Genomic DNA, 24,239 nt, shown 5'->3' on the forward strand with positions numbered 1-24,239 from the left:
CCCGCGCCGGTGCCCACGCCGCCGCCATCCGCCCCCCCGCCGCCCACGACCGGCGCCGGGGCGGCCGCGGCGGCGGCACCGGCGGCCGCGACCGGCGCGTTGTTCCGGCCGACCACCAGGATCTGCACGGTCGCGGTCGAGCTTTCGCCATGCTCGTCCACGACGGTGTAGCTGAAGCTGTCGGTGGCCGTCGCGCCGACCGGCAGCGCCTGGAAGGCGGCGACGCCGGTCGGATCGTAGGCGACCTTCCCGTTCACCACCGAGAGCGCCGCGCCGCCGGCGCTGGTCGCCGCAAGCCCGGTGATGGACAGCACCGCCGAGGCGTCGCGGTCGCGATCATTGGCCAGGACGTCGACCTGGGTGACCTGGTCGGCGCGCGCCGCGGCGGCATCCGCGATGGCGACCGGCGCGTCGTTCACGCCGTTCACCGTCACCGCGATCTGGCCCTGGCGCAGCTTGCCGGCATTGTCGCGCAGGGTGACGGTGACGAGGTCCGCCGCGCTGTCGCCCGCATCGAGCGCCTGGATGCCGGCGGCAAGCCGCGGATCGTAGTTCACCTTGCCGTTGACGATGCTCACCGCCGCGCCGAGCCCGGTGACCGGGCTGACCGACACCAGCGGCCAGGAGCCGACGGCCATGCGCAGCACGGTGTCCTCGTCCGTGCTGCCCGGGGCGAGGGGGATCACCTGGCTGGTGTCGGCGCGCCCGGCGACCGCCACGAAGACGGTTCCGGTCGCGGTTGCGCCATGCTCGTCGCGCACGGTGTAGCTGAAGCTGTCGAGCGCCGTGTCGCCGAACAGGAGCCTCTGCAAGGCCGCCGACCCTGTCGGGTCGTAGACCGCCTTGCCGTCCACGATCGCCACCGCCGCGCCGAGGCGGCTGGTGGCCGCCACGCTGTCGAGCGCCAGCTCCGCGCCGTTGTCGCGGTCGGCGCCGCCGGTCACGGCGTCGATCTCCGCGGCGGTCAGCGCATCCGTCTCCGCGTTCACCCGGCGTGCCACCGGCGCATCGTTCACGCCCGTCAGGGTGACGACAAGCCGGCCGCGCATCGGCTCGCCGAGCGCGGTGAAGCCGCTGAAGTTCACGCCATCCTGCAGCGTCTCGCCCTCCGCCAGCCGCTGCGCCCTCGGCGTGTTGCGCGGATCGTAGAGGATCTGGCCGCCGACCAGCTGCACCGGCACGGTCTGCGCGCTGATGCCTCCGACCGAGGTGATGGTCGCGTTCGGCACGGTGACGAGGATCTCCCCATCCTCCGTCGTCGTCGTACGGTAGTGGATGAAGGGATCCTGGCGGCCTGTCACCTTCACCGTGACCGTCGCCTCCGCCTCGCCGCCGGCGCCGTCGGAGACGCGATAGGTGAAGCTGTCGAGCAGCTCCTCGCCAAAGCCGATCTGCTGAAGCTCGGCCGAGACCCGCGGATCGTAGCTGACACGCCCATCGGGCAGCGCGACCAGCGCGGCGCCGCGCGCACTGAAGGCCGGCAGCACGGACAGCGAGAGGGTCTGCCCGGCATCGGGATCCGTGTCGTTCAGCAGGACCGGCAGGATCATCGCCCGGTCCTCATGCGTCGTGTAGCTGTTCGGCCGCGCCTTCGGCACGTCGTTCGTGCCCTCCACGGTCACCGTCACCACGGCCGTCGAGGTCGCACCCGTGGCGTCGGTGACGGTGTATTCGAAGCTGTCCGTCGCCGTCTGGCCCGGCAGCAGCGCCTGCAGCGCGGCGGAGGCCTTCGGGTTGTAGTGGACCCGGCCGTTCACCTGCACCGTGAGCAGCGCACCCAGGGCCGAATTTCCCTGCGGCAGGGAGACGGCAAGCGGCTCGACGCCGCCATCATTCGCCGTGACATCGATGGAGCGCGCAGTGTCCTCGTCGGTCGTGGCGGCATCGGGAAGCGCCGCCAGCTCGTTTCCGGTCGGGGCCAGGCGGGTGCCGATCAGCAGGCTGATCGCCTGCCCGCTGCTCGACGTGCCGGAGACGGGCTGCGGCGTGGTCACCACCCAGTCCGGCACGCCGACCATGCGGAGCGCGTAGCCGCCAGGCCCGAGCAGGCCGAGATCGAAGGCGCCGTTGGCGTCGGTCAGCGCCTCGACCTCGTTCTCGTCCAGCGTCGCGTTGCCGTTGGCGTCCAGGAACACCGTGCGTCCCGCGACGCCATCCTCGCCGGCATCGCGCAGGCCGTCGCCGTCCGCGTCGAGGAAGACGAAGCCGGTCATCGTCGCCAGCTTGAAGTTGCCGAAGCTGACATCGCTGCGGCTTTCGCCGGCGGCGACCGTCACGCTGTGCACGCCGGGCGCCGCGGCCTGCTGCGGGCGCGTGGTGCCGCCGCCGGTGCCGCCGCCCGTGCCGCCGCCCGTGCCGCCCTCATCGGGCAGCGAGGTGAAGGTCAGGATCTCCTCGAACAGGCGCGTGAACTGGATGCGCGGGAAGGAGAGGCCGGTGTTCTTGACGTTGTCGTTCTCGTCGTCGCCGTCGAGGATCATGTCCCCGGTGCGCTTCAGCAGCTCCGCGAATTCCGCCGTGGAGAGCTTGCGCCCGAGCACCTGCTGCGCGAGCTGCTGCGAGAGCGCCGCCGCGCCGGAGACGAAGCCCGCCGCCTGGCTGGTGCCCTGCATGGTCTGCACGCCGCCGGTGGCGTTGGCGCCGTTGAAGCGCGCGCCGGGCGCCATGATGTCCAGCAGCTCGTCGTCGCGCTGGCTGAAGGCGGCGATGCGGTCGGCGCCGGTGGTGTAGTCCGTCGCGCCGGTCGCGACCGTCCATGGACCGCCGAAATCCGCCGACCAGACGGCGCCGACGGACAGCACGGCCGGATCGGCCGCGGGATAGGCCACGCCCATCGCGTTGTACTGGTTGTAGAAGTTGCCCGCCGCGGCGACCGTGATGATGTCCATGGCCGCCAGCGTCGCGAACTCGTCGCCCAGGCCGTAGCGCGGGATGGTGGTGTTCCAGTTGCCGTTGTCGCCGAGCGACATGTTGATCACGCCGATGTTCCAGGCCTCGGCGTTGGCGATCACCCACTGCAGCGCCTTCTCGACATTCGCGAAGGTGCCGCGGCCGCCGTCGCTGAACACCTTCAGCACGATCAGCTCGGTGCCCGGCGCGACGCCGCCGTAGCGGCTGTCGCCGCTGCCGATCAGGCTTGCGACGTGGCTGCCATGGCCCTTCGCGACATCGGAGGCGTCCGCGTCGTTGTCCGCGAAGTCCCACTGGAAGACGATCCGGTCGGCGATGCCGTTGCCGTCCGTGTCCGGCCCGAAGAAGGGATGGTCCACGTCGATGCCGGTGTCGATCAGCACGGTGCGCACGCCGCTGCCGGTCAGGCCGGTGAAGCGCGCATCCTGGAGCGCCGAGGTCAGGCCGGTGAGGTCGCGCGATTCGCGGGTGGACAGCGCGCCGAGATCCACGATGTCGGACCCGTCCGGCAGCGCCCAGGTGCCGCCGCAGGAACAGCCTTCCATCGTCAGCTCGACATCGGAGCCGGCGAGGCTGACCGCGATGCCGGAGCCGGCGGCGGAGCCCGTCGGCGTCGTCTGCACCCAGCCGGGCCGCTGCACTTCCGCGATGATGTAGGTGCCGGGCAGCAGTCCGGTGAAGCTGTAGGTGCCGTCCGCGCCGGTGAGGACGCTGGCCTCCGTCTCCTGCAGGACGCCGTCGCCATTGGCGTCGATGAAGATCGTCCAGCCCTCGACGCCGCCCTCGCCGTTGTCGCGCAGGCCGTTGCCGTTGACGTCCTCGAACTTCGTGCCGCTGATCGAGACGGTGCGGACATTGCCGATGGCGACCGCGGCGTTCTCGTAGCCGCTGATCACGCGCATGGAGGCCGGCGGCGTGGTGCGCGCCCAGCCCGCCTGTGCGACCTCGCCGATGCGCACCGTGCCGTAGGCCAGACCGGTGAAGACGTAGCTGCCATCGGCCGCGGTGACGGTGCTGACCTCGCCCTCGTCCAGGACATTGTCGCCGTCGCGGTCCACGAAGAGCGTGACGCCGGCAAGGCCTTCCTCGCCCACGTCGCGGATGCCGTCGCCGTCGAGGTCGTTGAACTTCACGCCGCCGATCGTGCCGAGCTCGAAGCGCGCGAAGTTGGCGTTCGTGAGCGTCTGCTCGGCGAGCAGCGTCACCTCGATGCGGTTCGAGACGGGGCCCGTCGAGACCCAGCCGGTCCGCAGCTCCGCGACGATCGCGTAGCTGCCGGCCGTGAGGCCGGTGAAGGCGTAGGTGCCGTTCGCGGCGGTGGTGGTGCTGGCCTCGCCATCGTCCAGGATGCTGTCGCCGTCGAGATCGAGGAACACCGTCCAGCCTTCGAGGCCGACATCGGTGGTGCCGAAGAGGCTGCTGCCGAAGACCGCGTTCGCGTCGAAATCCTCGAAGACGCGGCCGGTGATGCCGGTGGGCAGGCTCACGGCCCGAGTCCAGCTCGCGGTCGCGCTGCCCGTGCCGGCATTGCCGGCGTTGTCGCGCATGCCGGCGCCGGCGACGGTCAGCGCGTACTCGCCCGGCTCGCCGGTCACCGCCTCGAGGCCGGAGATGCGGTAGGTCGTGCCGGAGAGCAGCGCGACGGTCACGCCGGACAGGTCCAGCGCCGCGCCGTCGCGCGTCAGCACGATGTCCTGCGCATCGAAGCTGGCGGCGTCCACCGCTTCGGAGAGCGTCACGTCCAGCGTGGCGACGCCCGTGGTGCGCGGGTTGGGCGTGACCTGCTGGATGGCGGTGACCACCGGCGCGGACACGTCGATGAAGACGCTCAGCACCGCATCGGTCGTGTTGCCCGCGTCGTCCACCGTGCGCACGCGGATGTCGTGCTTGCCCGGGCTGTTCAGCGCGATGGCGCCCTCGAAGATCTGGCCGGTCACCACGGCGACGCCAAGATCGGTCTTCGTCGTCAGGTCGTAGAAGCGGACCGTCAGCCCTTCCTCGGCCAGGTCGCCGAGGATCGAGAAGGCCTGGGTGTTGGTCAGCTCGTCGTCATCGGCCACGCCGCGATCCGGCGTGATGCGCAGGTTGGTCGCGGCCGGCGGCGCGCCGATGTCCATCCGCCAGCTGGAGGAGGCCGAGCCGGTGCCGGCATTGCCGGCAAGGTCGGTCAGGCCCGCGCCGTTGACGGTCAGCACATAGTCGCCCGCGAGGCCGGAGACCCAGTTGAAGCCCGCGACGCGCCAGACGGTCTCGCTGAGCTGCGTCAGCTCGATGTCGTCGGCGACGATCAGGTTGGCGCCGCCGTTGCGCGTCAGCGTCAGGTCCGCCGCGGTGAAGCTCGCCGGATCGATCGCCTCGGAGAAGGTGACGTCGAGCGAGAGGATCACCGTGTTGCGCGGGTTGGTCGCCACGTCCTCGAGGTCGAGCACCATCGGCGCGGTGGTGTCCGTGGTCCAGCTCTCGGTGAGCTGGCCGGAGCCCGCATTGCCGCTGCCCGCCTCGCCCACGCCGCCCGCGAAAACGGTCAGCGCGTAGGTTCCGGCCGCGCCGGTCAGCGTGCCGAGGCCGTTGATGCGGAAGCGCGTGCCGCTGAGCTGCGTCACGACCACGCGGCCGTCCAGCGCCACCGCCTCGCCGTCGCGGGTCAGCGCGATGTCGCCGACGCCGAAAGTGGCCGGGTCGATCGCGCGGGAGAACTCCACCTCCAGCGCGCCCACCGCGATATTGCGCGGATCGGGCTCCACCGTCTCGATGCTGGCCACGACGACGGAGGTGGCCGACATCGCCCAGGAGACGCTGCGCGCATTCGTGCCCGCATTGCCCGCGCCATCCGCCATGCTGCGGCTGTCCACCGTCAGCGCGTAGTTGCCGTCCGGCGTGGTCAGCGCGGCGAGGTTGCCGATGCGGTACACGCTGGTCGAGACCTGCGTGATCGTCGCGCCCGTCAGGTCCAGCGCCACGCCGTTGCGGGTGAGTAGCAGGTCCGCGACGGTGAAGGTCGCGAGGTCCAGCGGCTCGGTGAAGGTGACGTCGAGCTGGCCGACCGCGCTGGTGACCACCGCTGCCGGCGCCTCCAGCGAGAGGATCGCGGGCGGCACGCGGTCGTCCACCGCATAGACCAGCGTGTAGCTGCCGGTGGAGTTGCGATCCAGCAGGTGCAGCAGGTTCTCGTAGGTCGCGCCGGGCTCGCCCGGCTTGAAGGTGCGGTCGGTGCGCCAGACCATGTCGCCGATCGGCAGCGCCGTGCCGTCGGAGCGCAGCACCTGGGTCAGGCGATAGCCCGCGCCCGGGTCGGCCACTTTCAGGTAGGTCCAGCCGGCTTCGACATCCGCGGTCACGGTGCGCGTCAGCCCGCCGCCGCCCAGCACCACGTTCTGCGCGACATGCACCGGCGCCTTGCCGCCGGTGGAGAAGTACAGCGTGTCGGGCAGGTGGTCGTCGTCCGGCAGGTCGTTGACCAGGTAGTCCGGGATGTCGTCGCTGACCGGGTGGTTCACCTCCACCTGGCGGATCAGCTCGTGGATGTTGACGCTCTCGATCAGAGAGGTGCGCAGGCCGCCGAAATTGTCGAGATGCTCGAAGCTGGCCTTGTAATCGATGAACTTGCCCTGCAGGGACGAGATCATGTTCCACTGCGCGGTCTTGGTCTCGCCCGCGGCGATGCGGCCGAGATCCACCGTCAGCGAAGGCAGCGCCGCCTGGTTGCCAACCTGGCTGCTGATGATCTCGAAGTCGATCAGCAGGCCCTTCTCGTTCTCGATGATCTCCGGCTGCGCGGAGGTGATCGTCATCCGGTTGGCGTCGCCCTTGCCCAGGTTCGTCACCTGCAGGCCGAGCGCGAAGGGCTCGGACGGCTCGATCGGATCGGTGAAGGGATCGTCGCCGAACACGTCGCGCTGCCAGAAATAGTCGAGCTGCAGCCGCGCTTCCGGATAGACCGTGATCTTGGAGGAGAGCAGCGGCACGTCCACGACGTTGCCGCCATCCTTGTAGACCAGCCGCCCGCCGATCGAGTAGCGCGTCGGCGCATCCGCCGCGGCGTCCACCGTGGGCAGGAAGGTGTATTTCAGCGCGCCGGTGGCACCGGCCGCGAGCGACCAGAATTCCGGCCCGCCGGTCATGTTCTCCCCATCGGGGCCGATGACGAAGAACTTGTCGTTGGCGACGTTCCCGTCCTCGTCGCGGATGTCGAGGATGAGCTGGATGTCCTCCAGCGTGCCGGCCGTGCCGTTGTCGAGCTCGAGCGTGCCGAGGAAGGCGGTGCGCGTGATCACCGCCTCCTGCTCCAGCTTCAGGCGCACCTGCGCGCAGACCCCGGCCGCAGTCGGCGAGAGGTTGCCATCCGCATCCAGCACCGTCGCATCGGAGCTGCCGGGGCCGCAGCTCACGCCGCCGCCGTCCCAGATCACCGGCACCGACCAGGGCGAGCCCGGCCCGCCGCCATAGATCCCCCAGCCGCCGCCGCCGCCGCCGGGCCCGCCGTTGCCGCTGCCGCCGTCGCCGATGTCCCAGTCCAGGCTGCAGAGACAGGCGAGGATATCGTCCAGCGCGCCGGCCAGGCCCGCACCGGCGCCGGCCCAGCCGCCGGTGAGCGCGCCGAGGCCGACGCCGCAGATGGTGGAGACGATCGCCTGCGTGCAGTCGTCGGCGCCCGCGCATTGCAGGATCATCCCGATCGCGTCGCAGATCAGGTTGGCGGGGTTGGCCTTCTTCGGATCCTTGATCCAGTCCTTGAGGAAGTCCTTGGCCGAGCCGCCGGCACCGGCGATGTCCTCGAGGCAGAACACCGCATCCAGCTTGTGCGGCACGGACACCCATTGGCCGTTCTGGCACTCATAGGTGTAGACCGCGTCGATGCCGAGGCACTTGGCGATCGCATTGCCCCAGCCCTGCGCGGTGATCGGCATGTCGAGGTCGGAGGCCGACACGATGCCGTCGCCGGTCGGGATCACCATGCTGCTGCTGTTCGCGGCCAACTGCGCCGCCAGCGGCGAGCCTTCGCGAAGGCGGATGGTGATCGGGATCGTCACCGAGCTCTTCGCCGGCAGCACGTCGATCACGTCCACCAGCGGCGTGATGATCAGGTCCGGGTCGTTCGGGACACGGATCTGCACCTGCTCCGCCTGGATCAGCCCGTGGTTGGTGAGCGTGATCTCCATCTGCGTCGTCTCGCCCGGGACGATCAGCGGCATCAGCCGCGGCGTGTCCGTGGTGACGACGGGCATCGGCACTTCCGTCTCGAACACCGATTCGAGGACGATCTTGTAGCGGTCCTCGACCTCGATGGGCACGACGGTCCACTTGTAGGTCACCACCTGACGATGCAGGAAGGCTGTGGTCTCGTTCAGGATGCCCGGCTTGATCTCGAAGGCGGTCTGGACGCTGTCGTGCTTGTCCGCGCTGACGGAGAGCATGTACTTGCCCTCCGCGATGCCGGTGAAGTCCACATAGCCGTCCGCGTCCGACGTGGCGGAGGCAACCACGCGGTAGGTGTAGGGGTCGATCAGCTTCACCGCGGCGCCGGCAAGGCCGGGATTGCCCTCGGCGAAGTAGGTGTATTCGTCCTCCACCTTGATGCGCGCATCGCCCAGCGCCTCGGAGATGGCGCGGAACTCATAGGCGGTGGAGAGCGTCGTCCGCGCGCCGTTCAGCACCACCGTGCCCTTGTAGAGGCCGAGCGGAAGGTCCTCGCCCGGGTTGAGGCGCAGCGTGATGGTCGTCTTCTCGCCGACTCCGAGCGAGGCGATGCTGGTCGGCGTCGCCGCCGTCAGCCACGGCTCGTTCGGCAGCACGAGCGTCAGCGGCCCGGTCTCCGTGCCGCCGTTGTTGGTCACCTCGAAGCTCACAAGCCTCTGCTCGCCGCGCAGCATTCCCTCGTTCAGGAAGCCGGGCTGCGAGACCAGACGCGGCGTCAGCGGCGTGACTGTGACATTCAGCGGCACGCGCAGCGTCACGCCCTCCGCCGTGGTCAGCACGAAGACAAGCCGGCCGGCGGTCTGCAGGTCCTGGTTGGCGGTCAGCTGCACGCTGCCGCTCACCGTGCCGTCCGCCGCGATGACGTCCGCGAGGTCGATGTCGAGGTCGAGCCAGGCCGGCGCGCCCTCCACCGCGATGGCGAGGTCGGTCAGCGGCACGTCGCCGAGATTCGCGATGGTGAAATCGAAGCTGCGCGGCGTGCTCGGAAGCAGGTCGATCGAACCGGGGAAGCTCGTCGCCTTCATCGCCATCAGCACGAAGCTGTCCTGCGGCGTGCGCTGCGTCACGCCGGGATGGTCGGCGGCGATGGTGTAGCGGCCGGCCTCTCCGGGCAGCGGCACGAAGTCCACGGTGAAGTTGCCGTTGATGTCCGTGACGGTGGTCAGGGTCCGGGTGTTGCCGTTCGCGGAGGTCACCTGGATCGTCACCGGCTTGAACATCAGCGCCGGGTCGGTGTCGGACTCGGTTACGTCGGTGGGCGCCGGCGCGTCGGGATCGAAGATGTTGCCGCGCAGCGGGATCCGCGTGCCGGCCGGCGCCGCCTCGATGTCGGCGGTGACCGTCGCGCGATAGGCTGGGTTCACCTGCAGCGCGCCGACCGCCTGGTTGTTGCCGTTCGAGAGCTCCTCGAGCGCACCGTTCGGATCGGAGACCACGATCATGTAGACCGTGCCGGTCAGCGTCCCGGCGAGGAAGTTCACCGTGCGCTGATAGGCCTGGTTCACGTCCAGCGGTTCGCCGGCATGCGTCGCCACCAGCACGTCGTCGGCGCCGAGCGTCACGTCGGTCGAGATGTAGACGCGATCCACCCAGGAACCGGTGGCGGCGCCGAGGCCGCGGTTCGCCACGGTGAAGGTGCCGGTCACCGCCTGGCCGGTCTTCACCGATGTCGGCAGAGCGATGCTGGTCACCTGCAGGTCGGGCAGGTCGCGGTCCGTCACCTGCAGGCCCGCCGACCCGGAGTTCAGCCCGCTGGCCGAAGCCAGCAGCGTCACCGGGCGCGTCCCGTCGCTGATCCCGTCGAGCACGCCGGTGACGGTGAAGGTGGCGGAATCCTGGCCGTCCAGGATCGTCACCGTCGCGGGCACCGTCGCCTCGGTGGTGTCGTCGCTGGTCAGCGTGACGACGAGGTCGCCGGTGGTGCCGGTGTTGCGGCGCACCGTGCCGGTGGTGGAGCCGGACTCGCCGATCACGTTGTGCGCGAGGGTCACCGACAGCGAAGGGCCGTCGTCGTCCAGGATCTGCACGCCGATCTGCTGCGCGGTGCCCGGGATCGCCACTTTCAGCACGCTGTCCGCGATCTGCACGCGCAGCGGCACCAGCCGGTTGCCGTCGGCCAGCGCATTGTCCTCGATCGCGATCGGCACATGGACCTCGTGCTCATTCGCGGCGATGGTGACGCGGTTCGGGAACCGCATCTGGGTGGGCGCGCCGAGCAGGATCAGCTCCAGCGGCTGGTTCGCGGCGATGTCGCGCCGGATCGTCAGGATCGTCGCGCCCGGACCGTCGCCTTCGGACACCGCCGTCTTGCTCAGCGACAGCTCGATGTTCGGGATGTCGTTGTCCAGCACCGTCACCAGCGCGGAGCCGGTGGCGTGGCCCGCCGCCTGGGCGGTGATGCGCACGTCGCGCGTGCCCTCGATGATCGTGTCGTCGATCAGCGTGACGGGGATCTGGATGGAGGACTGGCCGACGGCGAAGGTGAAGCCTGCCGGCGCCGTCGCCTTCCAGCTCTTGTCGATCCCGAGCGTGACGTCGAGCGCGACGTTGGTCGGCGTGTTGCGCGTGATGGTGGCGAGGATCTGGCCCTCGCCCTCGCCGGCGGCTGGCGGAATGCTCACGCTCAGCGCCGCCACATCATTGTCGGTGACCCCGATGCTGCCCTGGCCGTCGGCATAGCCCGCGGCCGTCGCCGTCAGCGTGGCGGTGCGGCTGCCGTCCACCAGCGCGTTGTCCGTCACGCCGATCGCGAAGGAAGCGGAGGCGGCGCCGGCGGCGATCGTCACGGTCGGCGGCAGGATCAGCTCCGGCCGGCTGCTCGCCAGCGTCACCACCAGCGCCTGGCTGGTGTCGCCGCTGCGCGAGACCGTGCCCGTGCTGGCGGCGGCGCCCGCGGCTTCCGAAATCGGGTTGATGCCGACGCCGACGGTCAGGCTGGGGTCGAGCTGCACCGGCGCATCGTCCAGCGCCGCGTTGTTCTCCTCGTTCAGCTCGAACACCGCATTCGCCGCATCGGTGCGCACGGCGAACCAGCGCGCCCCCTCGCCGAAGGCGGGCATGGTGACGGAGACGGTCCGCACCACCGAGGCGCCGGCGGCGATGGACTGGTTCTGCAGGTAGTCGCTGCGCAGCAGCGTGTCGCCGCCCAGCACCTGGTCGGTCGAGAGGAAGATCTGCTCGGTCCAGGCGCCGGTGGCGGCGGCGGTGCCGGTGTTGGTGACGGTGTAGGAAAGCTGCACCGTCTTGCCCGCGCCGGCATTGGCCGGCGCAGAGATGTCGCTGATGACGAGGTCGGCATAGGCGCCGAGCGTCGCGGCGCGCGTGACGCTCGCGACGTTGTTGCCCTCGCCGGAGACGCCGCCGCTGCGCTCGAAGAGCTGGTTGAAGGCATCGGTGGTGACCCGCACCAGGATGTCGCCGACGCTGCGCACGCCGTCCGGCAGCCGGACATTCGCCTGCCGCGCGAGCGATTCGCCGGAGGGCAGCGGCGCATTCGCGTCGCCGCCGAAGCCCGGATAGCTCAGATACTGGTCGTGCAGCGTCTCGCCGGTGGTCTGGTTGATCACCTGGAGCCGCTCGGCATAGGGCCCCGCGGCGGCGTCACCGATATTGGCGCTGTCCCAGGTGATGGTCAGCAGCTCGCCCGAGCGCGGCGCGGCCGGCACCACGGCGAGGTTCCGGACCTGCAGGTCGGCATAGTCGGCCATGCTGCTGGCGCGCGTGATCGTCGCCGCGTTGTTCGTCTCGGCCGGGCTGCCGCCCGCGCCCTCATAGGCGCTGTTGTAGGTGTCGGTCGTGACCGTCACCTGCAGGTCGCCCACGCCGCGGTCGCCATTCGGAATGGTGAACTGGTATTGCCGCGCCACGCCGGCGCCGGAGGCGATCGCGCCCTGCGCCGCGGCGTCGCGGAACAGCGGCACATCCACCAGCGTCTCGCCGGTGGTCTGGTTCACCACGCGGACGCGGTCGTAGAAGGAGGTCGCCGCATCGCCCGGCCCGGTGTTGCGGGTGGTCCAGCTGACGGTCGCCAGCGCCCCGGTTTCCAGCGCCGGCGCGCCCGTCATCTGCAGGTCCTGCACCACGAGGTCGGGCAGCGCCGCCTGCGTCACCGCGATCGCCGCGGAGGCGGCGCGGTTGTTGCCCTCGGACAGGCCCTCATTCACCTGGTTCCAGTGGTCGCCCGAGACGACCACGTACCAGGTGCCGGAGAGGTCGATCGGCAGCGTGATGTCGAGGCTGCGGTTCACCTCCGCCCCCGGCGCCATGCCCGGCGTGCCGCTGCGCTCACCGACGAAGCGCGAGGCGTTGGTGATGTCGGGCGTCGGCGAGAGGAAGACGCGCTCCGTCCAGCCGCCCGGGATCGCCGCCGTGCCGTCGTTGCGCATCGTCCAGGAGACGGTGATGGTCTGCGCAGATGTCGCGCTCGGCGGCGCGGTGACGGAAGGAATGGTGATGTCGGGATGCGTCACCGCCACGGCATCGGCCGAGGTGGTCGCGTTGTTCGCCTCGGCGCCCGCCTCGAACAGTTGGTTCGCGTAGTCGCTCTCGATCCGGATGCGGTAATCGCCATCGGCCACCACAGGCCAGTTGATGGTGGCCGAGGCGGTGTAGCTGGCGCCGGCGGCGAGCCCGCCGTTGCGCGTGACATGGCCGAGCACGGTGCTGCCGGGCTGGCCGTCCTGCACCAGCAGGATGCGGTCGGTCCAGCTGCCGAAGGCGTCGCCGAAGCCCTGGTTCGTCACCGTCCAGCTGACGCTGCGCTGCTGGCCGGGCAGTGCGGTCGGCGGCACGGCAACGTCGGTGACCGTCAGGTCCGGGCTCTGCAGCGTGATCGGCTCGGCGGAGACGCCGATGTTGTTCCCCGTCAGCCCCTTCTCGTAGATCTCGCCGAGCGCGTCCGTGCGCACGATGACGTAGCGCTGGCCGGCAAGGTTGCCGGGCAGCGTCGTGGTGAGCGAACCGTGGCTCTCGGCGCCCGCCGCCAGCGGGGCGGCGTTGCGCACATAGGTGCCGAGCAGCGTGTCCGCGCCGTCCAGCGTGCCGTCGGTGGAGAGATAGACGCGGTCGCGCCAGATGCCGGAGCTGGTCGGCCCGTCGCCCTGGTTCGCGACGGTCCATTCGACGGTGATCTGGCCGCCGCTGGAGACGGTGGCCGGCGCCGTCACCTCCGTCACGGTCAGGTCGGCGAAGGGCGAGGTGATCGCGATGGGCCGCGCCGCGGTGACGTTGTCCGCCCGCGTGTCGGGCTCCAGCACCGCCAGCCCGCTGTCGGTGCGCACGAAGAGGAAGTAGTTGCCCTCGAGCCGCGGCGGCAGCGAGACGTCGAGCACCACGTCGTATTCCGCGCCGGCGGCGAGCGCCCCGCTGCGCTGATGCGTGCCGATCACCACGTCGTCGGCGTCGCCGAACACCGCGTCGTCGCTGAGGATGACGAGGTCGGTCCAGGCCGCGACATCCGTCGCGCCGGTGCCCTGGTTCGTCACGGTCCAGGCGACCTGGATCGTGCCCTCGCCGCGGCCGGTGTCGGGCGCCACGAGGTCGAAGGGCAGCAGGTCCGGATAGGCGCGCAGCGCGGCGCTGCGGGAGATGGAGGCGCTGTTGTTGCCCTCGGCATTCCCGGCCGGCAGCGCCTCGGTGATCTGGGTGCTGCCGTTCGTCGCCTGGTCGGCGGTGACGGTGATGCTGAGATTGCCGGCGCCCGCCGCGCCATGCGGCAGGGTGAAGGAGACGCTGCGCGGCACGCTGGCGCCGGCCGCGAGCGGGCCGAGGGCGCCCTGGTCATAGGCGACCGTGGTGTCGAGCAGCACCTGGTTCGTCGTGGTGTTCACCACCCGCACGCGGTCCACCCAGCCCTGCGGGGTGGCGGCGTTGCCGGCGTTCTCGTCGGTCCACTGGATCGTCAGCGTGTCGCCCGACTGCGGCGAGGCGTTGACGAGGACGAGGCCGGAGACACGAAGATCCGGTGCCGAAACGATGGAGGTCGTGCTGGCGTTGTTGGCCTCGCCATTGCCGCCGGCATTCGCCTCGAAGACGAGGTCGGTGATGTCGGTCGCGACGATGAACTCGATCACGCCGGTGGAGGAGATGCCGCCGGGCCAGGTGACGCTGGTGCTGCGGGCGCGCGTCTCGCCGGCGCCGAAGGGCGCGCCGGGGCTCGCTGCCAGCGTCAGCGTCGTCAGCAGCATCTGCTGGCCGGTCGTGGCGTTGCGCAGGATGAGCCGCTCGGTCACGTCGGTCTGAACCGCGGCCGTGCCGTCGTTGCGCGTGGTCCAGCTGACGGTCACGGACTCGCCCGGTGCCCAGCCGGAGGGCGGGGCCGCGGCGACGGACTGCACCACGAGGTCCGGATAGGGCGCGAGGGCGGAGGTCAGCGCCACCTGCGTGGCGTTGTTGCTCTCGCCCGTGCCGTTCGCGTTCTCCTCATCCAGCGCGTTGGTGAGGTCGGTGGTGACCTGCACCGTGAGCTCGCCCGCGCCGCGGTTGCCCGGCGGCAGCGTCAGCGTCGCCTGGCGGTCCACGAAGCCGCCAGCGGCAAGCGCGCCGCCGGGCGGGGCGAAGGGCAGCACCACGCTCGCGAGGATCTCGCCGGTGTCCACGCGGCGCACGATCACGCGGTCCGACCAGGTCGCGTCGGCGGGCAGCGCGCCGATATTCGCGTCGCGCCAGCTGACGGTGATCTGGCCGCCCGATTCCACCGTGGCCCCGACCGGCGCGACCGCGACGTTCTGCACGACGAGGTCGGGCGAGGGCACGGCCTCGAGCGAGGAGATGCGCACCGGCGCCTGGATCGGGTTGGCGTAGATGCCGAAGCGGTAGGTCGGGCTGCCGCCCAGATCGGCCGGGTGGCCGTCGATCATCAGCAGGTAGGTGCCCGTCTCGGTGAGGGTGAGCGTGTCCTCGTCTTCCGAGAAGCCCTGCGCGAAGCGCACTTCGCCATAGGGGCCGATCAGGCGCCAATAGGTGTTGCCGGAGCCCCATTGCTGGGCGTCGAAGTAGAAGCGGTCGCCCGCCGTCGCCTCGAACTTGTAGAGGTCGGCCTCGCTGCCGGGCGTCAGCGCGCCGCTGACCGGCGAGCCGAGGACCAGATCCTGCGCGGCGGCGACATCCATCAGTCGGAGGCTGAAGGCGCCGGTGCGATCCACGGTGCTGCGCACCGCGAGCGTGTAGTCGCCGGGCGGCAGGGTCAGCAGCGGATTGCCGGCGCCGAACTGACCGCTGTTGCCGTTGGTCCAGCTGCGCTCGGTGACGAGGCCGTTCGGGCCGGTCAGGGCCCAGCGGAGCTGGTCGGCCCACCACGCGGTCTCGACGGCGTTGCCGATCGTGTCGATGAAGATGCGCTTCGTCTCGGCGAGGGTGAAGGTGAAGCTGGCCGTCTGGCCGGCATGCGCGATCTCGCCCTCGACCAGCGCGCCGAGGGTCGCGGCCGCGCTGCTGTCCGCGATCGGCTGCAGGTTGAAGGCGTAGGCCGCGCTGCCGGTGTTGTACGGGTAGCCCTCGATCAGCAGCGTGTATTCGCCCGTCGCGGGCAGCGTGACGATGCCACGGTCGGAGAAGCCGTCGCGGAACAGCTGCCGGCCAGTGGGATCCACCAGCCGCCAATAGGCGGAGGGCTGCTGCTGCACGTCGAAATACAGCCGCTGCCCCGCCGTGCCGGTGAAGCGATACGCATCCGTCTGGTTGTAGGGATCGAGCGTCGCGGAGACCGGTGTGCCGGGCGTGAGCGCGATGGCGACCGCCGGGTCGCTCAGGTCGAGCAGGCGGAAGGCATAGGCGCCGTTTGCGTCGCCGTCGCCGTAGATCACCAGCGTCCAGTCGCCCGGCCGCGCACGGAACGCCGCGCCGTCCTGGTTCACGTCGCTGTTCGAGAAATACTGCCAGCCGATCCGCTCGCCATTCGGGCCGTCCAGGTAGTACCGGATGTCCGAGCGGTTGGTGAAGGTGTCGAGGTAGAGCAGACGCTCGCTGTCGAGGGTGAAGGTGTAGCGGTCCGCCTGGCCGGGACCGGCGATGGTCGCATCCACCCGCGTGTTGAGCGCGAGCGCGACGGTGTCGTCCACCACCGGGCGCAGGTTGAAGCTGTAGTTGTTGGCGCCCGTGTTATAGTAGCGGCCCTCCACGGCCAGCACATAGGTGCCGTCCAGCGGCACGCCGAACGGGCCCGTATCGGAGGGCGTATAGTTGCGCCAGGTGACGAGCTGGCCGTTCGGGCCGAACAGTCGCCAATAGACGTCGGAGCCGCCGCTGAGCGCGTCGAAGAAGAAGCGGTCGCCGGCCGAGGCGGTGAACTTGTAGAGGTCGTTCTCGTTGCCCGGATTGATCGAGGTGCCCGTCACCGCCGTGCCGGGCGTGAGCGCCGTCGCATTGTCGAGGTCCAGCAGGCGGAAGCGATAGGTGCTGCTGGCGTTCGGCAGGTTGGAGACGGTGACCACATAGGTGCCCGCCTTCAGCGTCATCGGCAGCAGGTCGAAGCCGTCGTACGAGTCGGTGTTGTCGGCGCGCCGCGACGCCACGACGCCGTCCGGGCCGGTCAGCGTCCAGACCGGCTGCCAGTCGGTGCCCTGCCAGTCCATCAGCACGGTGGCGTCCTCGGCCAGCGTGATCTGGTGGCGGAAGACGCCGCCGACCGGCAGCGTCGAGAGGCCCGCCGCAGCCAGCACTTCCGCGCTGCCCGTCGGCTGGTCCAGCGCGAAGGTGAGCGGCACCTCGGTGGAGGCGGTGGTCGCGACCGCCACGTTGTCGATGTCGTGGTGGGCGGACCATCCGCCGTTGCGCGCGCCGAAGGCGAGGCGGCTGGTCTCCAGGAACAGCCCGCCGACGAAGACGTTGTTGATCGGCGTGATCGCGGCGCCGCCGCCTGGCGGCGTCAGGGTTACCGTCACGCGGCTGCCGCCGACGGCGCGTGTCACGGCGACATTCACGCCGAAGAACTGGCCGCCGGCGAGGTCGAGCGTCGCCGCGTCCACGGCGTAATCGGCGATCTTGCCGCCGTTGAAATGCAGCGACAGGTGGTTGTTGCTGACCTCGCCATTGTTGACGATGTCGAAGCCGATGCCGAGCGCGCCGGCGATGTTCGGTTCCTCGCCGAAATTGGGCGCCGAACCGGCAGGGCCGTAGAGGCGCGTCGGCAGCAGCGCGAAGCCAAGCCCGTCGCCCGACTGGTTGCGCCCGGCAGCCGAGGGGATCATGCGCGCGTCGAAGCTGACCGTGACGCTGTCATGCGGCCCGTCGGCGGTGGAGGTGAAGCCGACGCTGTTGCGGTTGACGCTGGCGGTGGCCGCGGTCAGCCGCAGCGCCTGGCCGCCATTCCCGTCCGGGACCAGGCTGGCGGGCGGGCCCTGGTAATTCGCCAGCACATAGGGAATTCCGCTCGCCTCGCCGTCCGTCGAGACGATCTCGCCGCCGAAATCCTGCGTCGTCTCGCCGTTCCAGGCCGGCGCCGCGTCGGTGCGCAGCGCGAAGCCGAAATCGATGTCGCCGCTCTCGTAGCGCCGGCCCTCGATCAGCACGGTGTAGGTGCCGACCTGCGGCAGCACGAAGAGGTCGCTGTCGGCGAATTCCGCGCGCCCGAACACCACGCGGCCGAAGGGGTCCAGCACGCGCACCTTCGGACTGCCGGCCGAGAGGCTTTCGCGGTCGAAGCGGACCCGCTGTCCGGCGGTGCCGTCGAAGCTGTACATCGCCGTCTGCGCACCCGGCGAGAGCGTGCCGGTGACGGAGGCGTCGAGCGCCATCGGCGTCGCGGCCGACATCTCCAGCAGGCGGAAGCCATAGGTCGGCAGGTTGTCGTTGCTGGCGTCCACCGTCAGCGTGTAGGTCCCCGGCAGCAGGCGGATCGCGGGGGATTCGTTCAGGTTCTCGGAATCGGAGTTCTGCCAGCCGCGCCCGGACACCGGCGTGTAGCCTGGCGTGGCAAGCGTCCAGGACAGGTTGGGCGTGTCGCCCAGCGCGTCGAAGATCACGAAGGTCTCGGCCGCCACGGTGAAGCTGTAGCGATTCACCTGGCCGCGATGGGTGATCGCGCCGTTCACCGAATCGCCGAGCGTCAGCGGGAAGGCCTGGTCGGTGATCGGATCGACGATCAGGCTGAAGGTCTGCCGCACGCCCTCGCCCGGATAGCCTTCGACCGCCAGCACATAGGTGCCGGTCACGCCGAGGCCCACAGCGCCCTGGCTGCGCAGGTTGTCGAGATAGGTGGGACCGAGCAGCAACCGCCCCGTCGGGTCGTACAACCGGACATAGGTGGAGTTGGTGAAGCCGAGGTGATCGAGCCAGACGCGCTCGCCCGCCGTCGCGTCGAAGGCGAAGAGCTGCGTCGCGCTGCCGGGCACCAGCGCGCCCGAGAAGCTCGTGCCGACCGTGACGGGTGTCGCCGCGGCAAGGTCGAGCAGGCGGAAATTGTACCAACCCGTGGTGTCCCCGGCGCCGTCCACGGTGATGGTGTAGTCACCCGCCGGCAGGTCGAGCAGGCGGCTGCCGCCGATGGCGGCGCTGTCGGTATTGTCGAAGCGCCAGCCGGAGAACTCCGTCCCGCGCGGCCCGGTCAGCGTCAGGGTGAAGTTGCTGTTGTAGGGCGAGAGGATGTCGAGCAGCAGGCGGCTCGGCGCGGCAAGGGTGAAGCTGTAGCTGTCGCGCTGGCCGGCATGGTCGATGCGGCCGGTGATGCCCTCGGCGTTGAAGCGGTCCAGCGCCCCGTCATTGCCGTTGCCGGTGCTGTCGGCGGCGGTCTCGCCGTCCTCCTCGTCGAGGCCGAGGCGCATCACAAGCCCGGCCTGTGGCGCGGCGATGGCATCCTTCGCCGCGAGGATCTGCTCCGTCGTGCGCGCGACGTTCCACAGCCGCACCTCGTCCACGGCGCCACGCATGAAATCGTAGCTGCTCGAGGTCTCGGTGGTCCGTCCGATCAGGAGAGGCTCGGTGGAGGTCACCGCCGGGCCGGCGCGGACGGTGCCGGTCGCGCGATCCTCGCCGTTCACCACGATCCGGAGCTGACCGCCGCTGCGGTCGATCACCGCGGCCACATGCGTCCAGACGCCGCGCTGCATCACGCCGTTGGCGGTCTGCGTGCCCTGCTCGCCGCTGGCGTCGCGGGTGCCGAGATAGAGCGCGCCGTTGTTGTTCACCCAGAGCGAATAGCTGCGATGGGCGCTGTCGCCATTGCCTTTGTAGAAGATGGCCGACCAGGTGTCGCTGAACTCGTCCAGCCTGACCCAGCCCTCGATGGTGAGGTTGCCGGTCTGGTTCGTGCCGGCGCCGTCCACGGCGATGGCGTCGGCGCCGGTGAGCTGCGCACCGCCGTCGAAGCGGCCCTCGGTCCAGAGCGGGCCGGGCTGCGGGTTGGTGCCGAACACTGCCGGCGTGGTCTGGTTCTCCACCTTCCGCAGCTGGAAGGAATAGCTGAAGGGCTGTGGGTAGGCGATGCGGCCCTCGACGAGCACGGTGTAGGCGCCGGTCATCGAGAGCGTCAGCGTCTCGACGTCGTTCAGGCTGGTCAGGCCCAGCACCTGGCGGCCGAGCGGGTCGAAGACGCGCCAGCTCGCCTGCCAATCCGCCCGGCTGGAGCTCAGCAGGTCGAGATAGACGCGGTCGCCCGCAGTCGCCTCGAAGCGGTACATGTCGGTGCGCTCGCCGACCGCCGGCTGGGCCGTCACCGCGGCGTCATAGTCCACGGTCGGCGCGGCCTTGAGGTCGAGCAGGCGGAAGGCGAAGGGCGTCGTGACGTCGCCGCTGCCGTCCACGGTGATGGTGTAGTCGCCCGCGATGGCGGCGAAGACCGGGTTGCCGCCGCCGAACTCATGGCTGTCGCCGTTGCGCAGGTTGCGCGAGAAGCCAAGCCCGCCGGGGCCGGTGACGGTGAGCGTCGCGTCGCTGTTGTTGGTCAGCGTGTCGAAATAGAGCAGCGCGTCCTGCGCGAGCGTGAAACTGTAGCGGGCGACCGCACCGGGCGAGGGGATGCGCCCGGTGATCAGCCCGGCGACATCCTGGCGCGCATCCACCACGGTGGCGTCCGTACCCGCCGGCCCGAGATCGGCCAGAAGCTGCGGATCATCCGCCTCGTTCATCGGCAGATAGAGCGCAAGGCCGGCCTCGTCGCCCTGCAGGGCGTCGTTCATGTCGGCCAGGATGTCCGCGTTGCTGCGCGCCACCGACCAGAGGCGCAGATCATCGAGCGTGCCGTGCAGCAGGCCGTAGTTGGTGGTGTCGCTACTGCCGCCGATGAACAGCGGCTGCGTGTGGGTGACCGCCTGGTTCGCGCGCACCGCGCCGCTGGCCACTTCCTGCCCGTCCAGCAGAAGGCGCATCTGGCCGCTGGTGCGGTCGATCACGCCGGCCACATGCACCCAGGTGTTCCGGACCGCCGATCCCGCCGCGGAGTTCAGGTGCTGCTGTCCGTTGGCGTCGGCGGTCGTGAAGTGGATGTAGCCCTGGTCGTTCAGCCAGAACGAATAGGTGCGCGTATTGCTGTCGGCCGGGTTGGCCGCCTTGATCACCAGCGGCGTCCAGGTGGTGGTCGTGTGGTCGTAGCGCAGCCAGAACTCGATGGTGACGTCGTTGCGCAGGTCGGTGCTCGTGCCTTGCGCGACGCGCGCTGTCTCTGCGCCGGTGAAGGTCAGCGCGCCGCCGATCCGGCCTTCTGTCGCAACCGGGCCGCTGCTGCCGGCCCCGTCAATCGCGATCGCCTGCTGCGAATCCACCACCTTGTTCAGCGCGAAGGCGAAGCGCGCGCTGGCGTCGGTGATGTGGACCTCGCCGTCCATCACCAGCGTGTAGCGGCCCGTCACATCCAGCGTCAGGGGGCCGAAGTCGCTGAAGTCCTGCTGGCGGATCTGGCGGCCGACGGGATCGATCAGGCGGATGTCGGTCCACCAGATGGCGTTGCGCAGCGCGTTGAAGAAGATGCGGTCGCCGGCCTCCGCCTCGAAGCTGTAGAGGCTGGCGCTGCGGGCCGGCGTGTTGGTCACGTTCACCGTCTCGCCGAACTCGATCGGCGTCGCGGACGCCATGTCGGAGAGGCGGAAGGCGAAGGCGCCCGTGCCGTCGCCGTCGCGATAGACCGTCAGCGTGTACTGGCCCGGCCCCGCGGTGAAAGGCAGGTCCGCCGAGCTGAAGGCGCGCCCGCTGACCGGCGTCGCGCCCGGCCGCGCCAGCGTCCAGCGCAGGTTGCCGTCATTGGTGAGCGAATCGAAGTAGAGCTGCTTCGCCTCGGTCAGCTCGAAGCTGTAGCGCGCGACCTGGCCAGGGACCTCGATGCTGTCGGAAACGGCATTGCCGAGCGTCAGCGCCGCCGCCTTGTCCGTCACCTCCTCCAGGCGGAACTTGAAGACGGTGCCGGTGCCGGTCTGCCAGACCTCGCCTTCCATCACCAGCGTGTAGGTGCCGTCGAAGGGCAGGCTGCGCGGGCCGTTGTCCTGGAAGTCGGTGTAGTAGATCTCGCGGCCCCAGGGATCGAACAGGCGCCAGTTCGTCCACCAGGTGTTGTTCTGCGTGGCGTTGAAGAAGATGCGGTCGCCGGCGACGCCCTCGAAGCGGAAGATCGCGGCTCCGTTGTTGGGCGTCGCGGTGTGCGTCACCTCCGCGCCATAGGCGATCTCGGTCGCCGCCGCGAAATCGAGCAGCTGGAAGGCGTAGGCGCCGGTGTTGGTGCCCGTCGCCCGGACCGTGAGGCGGTATTCGCCGCCGAGCGGCAGGTCGATCACCCGGTCGCCGTTCGATGTCGGGTGGTCGGAGAACTCGACGCCGCGCGGCCCCTCCAGCGCGATGCGCAGGTTGCCGTTGTTGGTGAGGCTGTCGAGGTAGAGCCGCGCCGGGCCGGCGAGGGTGAAGACGTAGGAATCCACCTCGCCCGCGACGGCGATGTTGCCGTCCACCCGCGTCCCGAGCGTCAGCGGGTCGCCGGTGAAGGCGTCGACGGGCGTGTTGCCCTGGTCCACCAGGGTGAAGCCGAAATTCACCGCGCGCGTGTTGCTGATCAGCCCCTCGACGATCAGCGTGTAGCTGCCGGTCAGCAGCAGGCTGCGCGCGACGTCCGTGAAGCTCTGGTCCACGAGTTCCCGGCCGGTCGGGTCGAACAGCCGCCAGTACAGGCCGGAGGAGGAGGTCGTGGCGTCGAGCAGGACCTGGTCGCCGCGCTCCGCGTCGAAGCGGAAGACCCGCGTCTCGCGCCCGAGGCTCGTCAGCGTGCCGTCATTGCCGTTCGGACCGGAATCGACCACCGCGGCGCCGCCGGCTTCGTCGAGCTTCCAATAGGCGGCGAGACCGGCTTCGTTGCCGGCAAGCGGCGCGCCCATGGCGGCCTGGATCTGCTCCGCCGTGCGCGCGACGTTCCAGACGCGCAGGTCGTCGATCGCGCCGCGCCAGGGATAGTCGCCGCCGCTGCCCGTGCCGATGCGGAACTCGGCGCTGCTGTGGTTGATGGGCTGGGTGTAGGCCAGCGTCGCGGCTTCCACGCCGTCGATGAACAGCCGGAGGTTGGCGCCGTCATAGGTGCCGGCCACATGCGTCCAGTCATTCGCCGGCAGCAGGGCGCGGACGCGGACGTTGTTGTAGTTGTTGACGAAGAAGTTGATGTAGCCGTCGTTCGTGTAGTGCAGCCCGTAGCCGTCGTTCCAGTTGCTTGTGCTGGTCTTCATGGCGACCGAGGCCCATTGCGGCGCATCGGCGTCGCGCCGCACCCAGGCTTCCAGCGTGAGCTGCGCCGGCTTCAGAGATGCGTCGTCGGGCACGCCGGCATAGGTGGTCGTGCCGATGCTCTGCAGCGCCCGGTTCGTCGCGCCTTCCGGATAGGTCAGCGGCGCGGCGTTCGTGCTGCGCATCAGCGCCGCGGCATAGCCCTGGTCGTTCAGCGTGCCCGACACCGCCGCGCCCGCGGCGATCTCCGTGGCATCCGCGAGGTCGAGCAGGCGGAAGCCGTAGCGCCCGGTGTTCGCGCCGTTGCCCTGCACCGTCAGCGTATAGTCGCCCGCCACGAGGTCGAGCAGCGGAGAGCCGCCGATCGCGCTTGCGTCGGACTGGTTGAACTGCCGGCCGCTCACCTCGACGCCGCGCGGGCCGACCAGCGTCCAGGTCTTGCCGGAATCATTGGCCAGCGAATCGAAGTAGAGCCGCGCGGCGGCGGCCAGGGTGAAGCTGTAGGAATCCTGGCGCCCCGGCTGCTCGATCTCGCCCATGACCAGCTCGCCCAGCACGAGCGGCGCGCTGTCGGTAGAACCCAGGTGCAGGGTGAAGCCGTAGTTGATCTCGGCGCCGGTATTGTTCACCGGCCCTTCCAGCAGCAGCGTGTAGAGGCCGCCGGTCGCCAGCGTCAGGGTGTCCACATCGGTGAAGTTGGTGTTGGCGAACAGCGCCTCGCCACCGGGCCCGATCAGCCGCCACATCGGCGTGCCCGCGCCGGACAGCGCGGTGCGCTGGAAGAACACCTGGTCGCCGGCCTGGGCGGTGAACTGGAAGCTGTCGGTGAAATCCGCCTCGGCCAGCGTGCCCGTGACGTTCTCGCCATAGGTCACCTGGCGGCTCTGCTGCATGTCCAGCAGGCGGAAGGCATAGTCGCCGGTCGCCGCGGCGTTGCCGTCCACGCTGAGCAGGTAGTCGCCGGGCAGCAAGGTCATGATCGGCGAGCCGCCGATGTTGCTGGTGAAGTTGTTGGCATCGGACAGATCGAAGCGGCGGCCGGAGACCGCCCCGCCGCCGGGCCCGCTCAGCGACCACAGGATGTCGCTGCGGTTCGTCAGGCTGTCGAAGACGACCCGCTTGGTCTCTGTCAGGGTGAAGCTGAAGCGATCCGTCTCGCCCGGCACGTCGAGCGTGCCTGAGATGACCGGCGCGCTGATAGGGTCGCCGGCCTGGGTGTGGATCGCGATGTCGTAGTCGCTCGCGTCGTTCGATCCGCCGAGATCCACCGTCGGCGCCGGCGTGCCGAGCGAGGAGGTGAGCGCGGTGGTGCCGAGCAGGTCCAGGTCCGCCGAAAGCAGCACCCGCGGCTCGAGCGATTCGAGCAGCAGGCGACGATCGGCGCGCGGCTTCGCCTTCGCGCTTCCGCGTGCCGGCTTGCGGCCATCCTGGCCGCTGCGCCACCGGCGCCTGCTTCGGACGTCCTGCCCGGGTTGCTCCAGAGGCTCGTTGAAGACGTCCCGCGCCAT

At 70.1% G+C, this 24,239-nt stretch carries 1 protein-coding gene and 1 pseudogene; both read right to left on the minus strand.

Annotation, left to right across the window (positions count from 1 at the left end; translation table 11 throughout):
• Positions 1 to 24,074: LamG-like jellyroll fold domain-containing protein (locus tag AC1MIR_RS05640; RefSeq protein WP_480028712.1), on the minus strand; the 24,074-nt coding region annotated here is incomplete at its 3' end.
• A pseudogene (locus AC1MIR_RS05645) lies at positions 24,075 to 24,239 on the minus strand (hypothetical protein); the annotation flags it as partial.

Source organism: Falsiroseomonas sp. RANM36 (genome assembly GCF_056682175.1).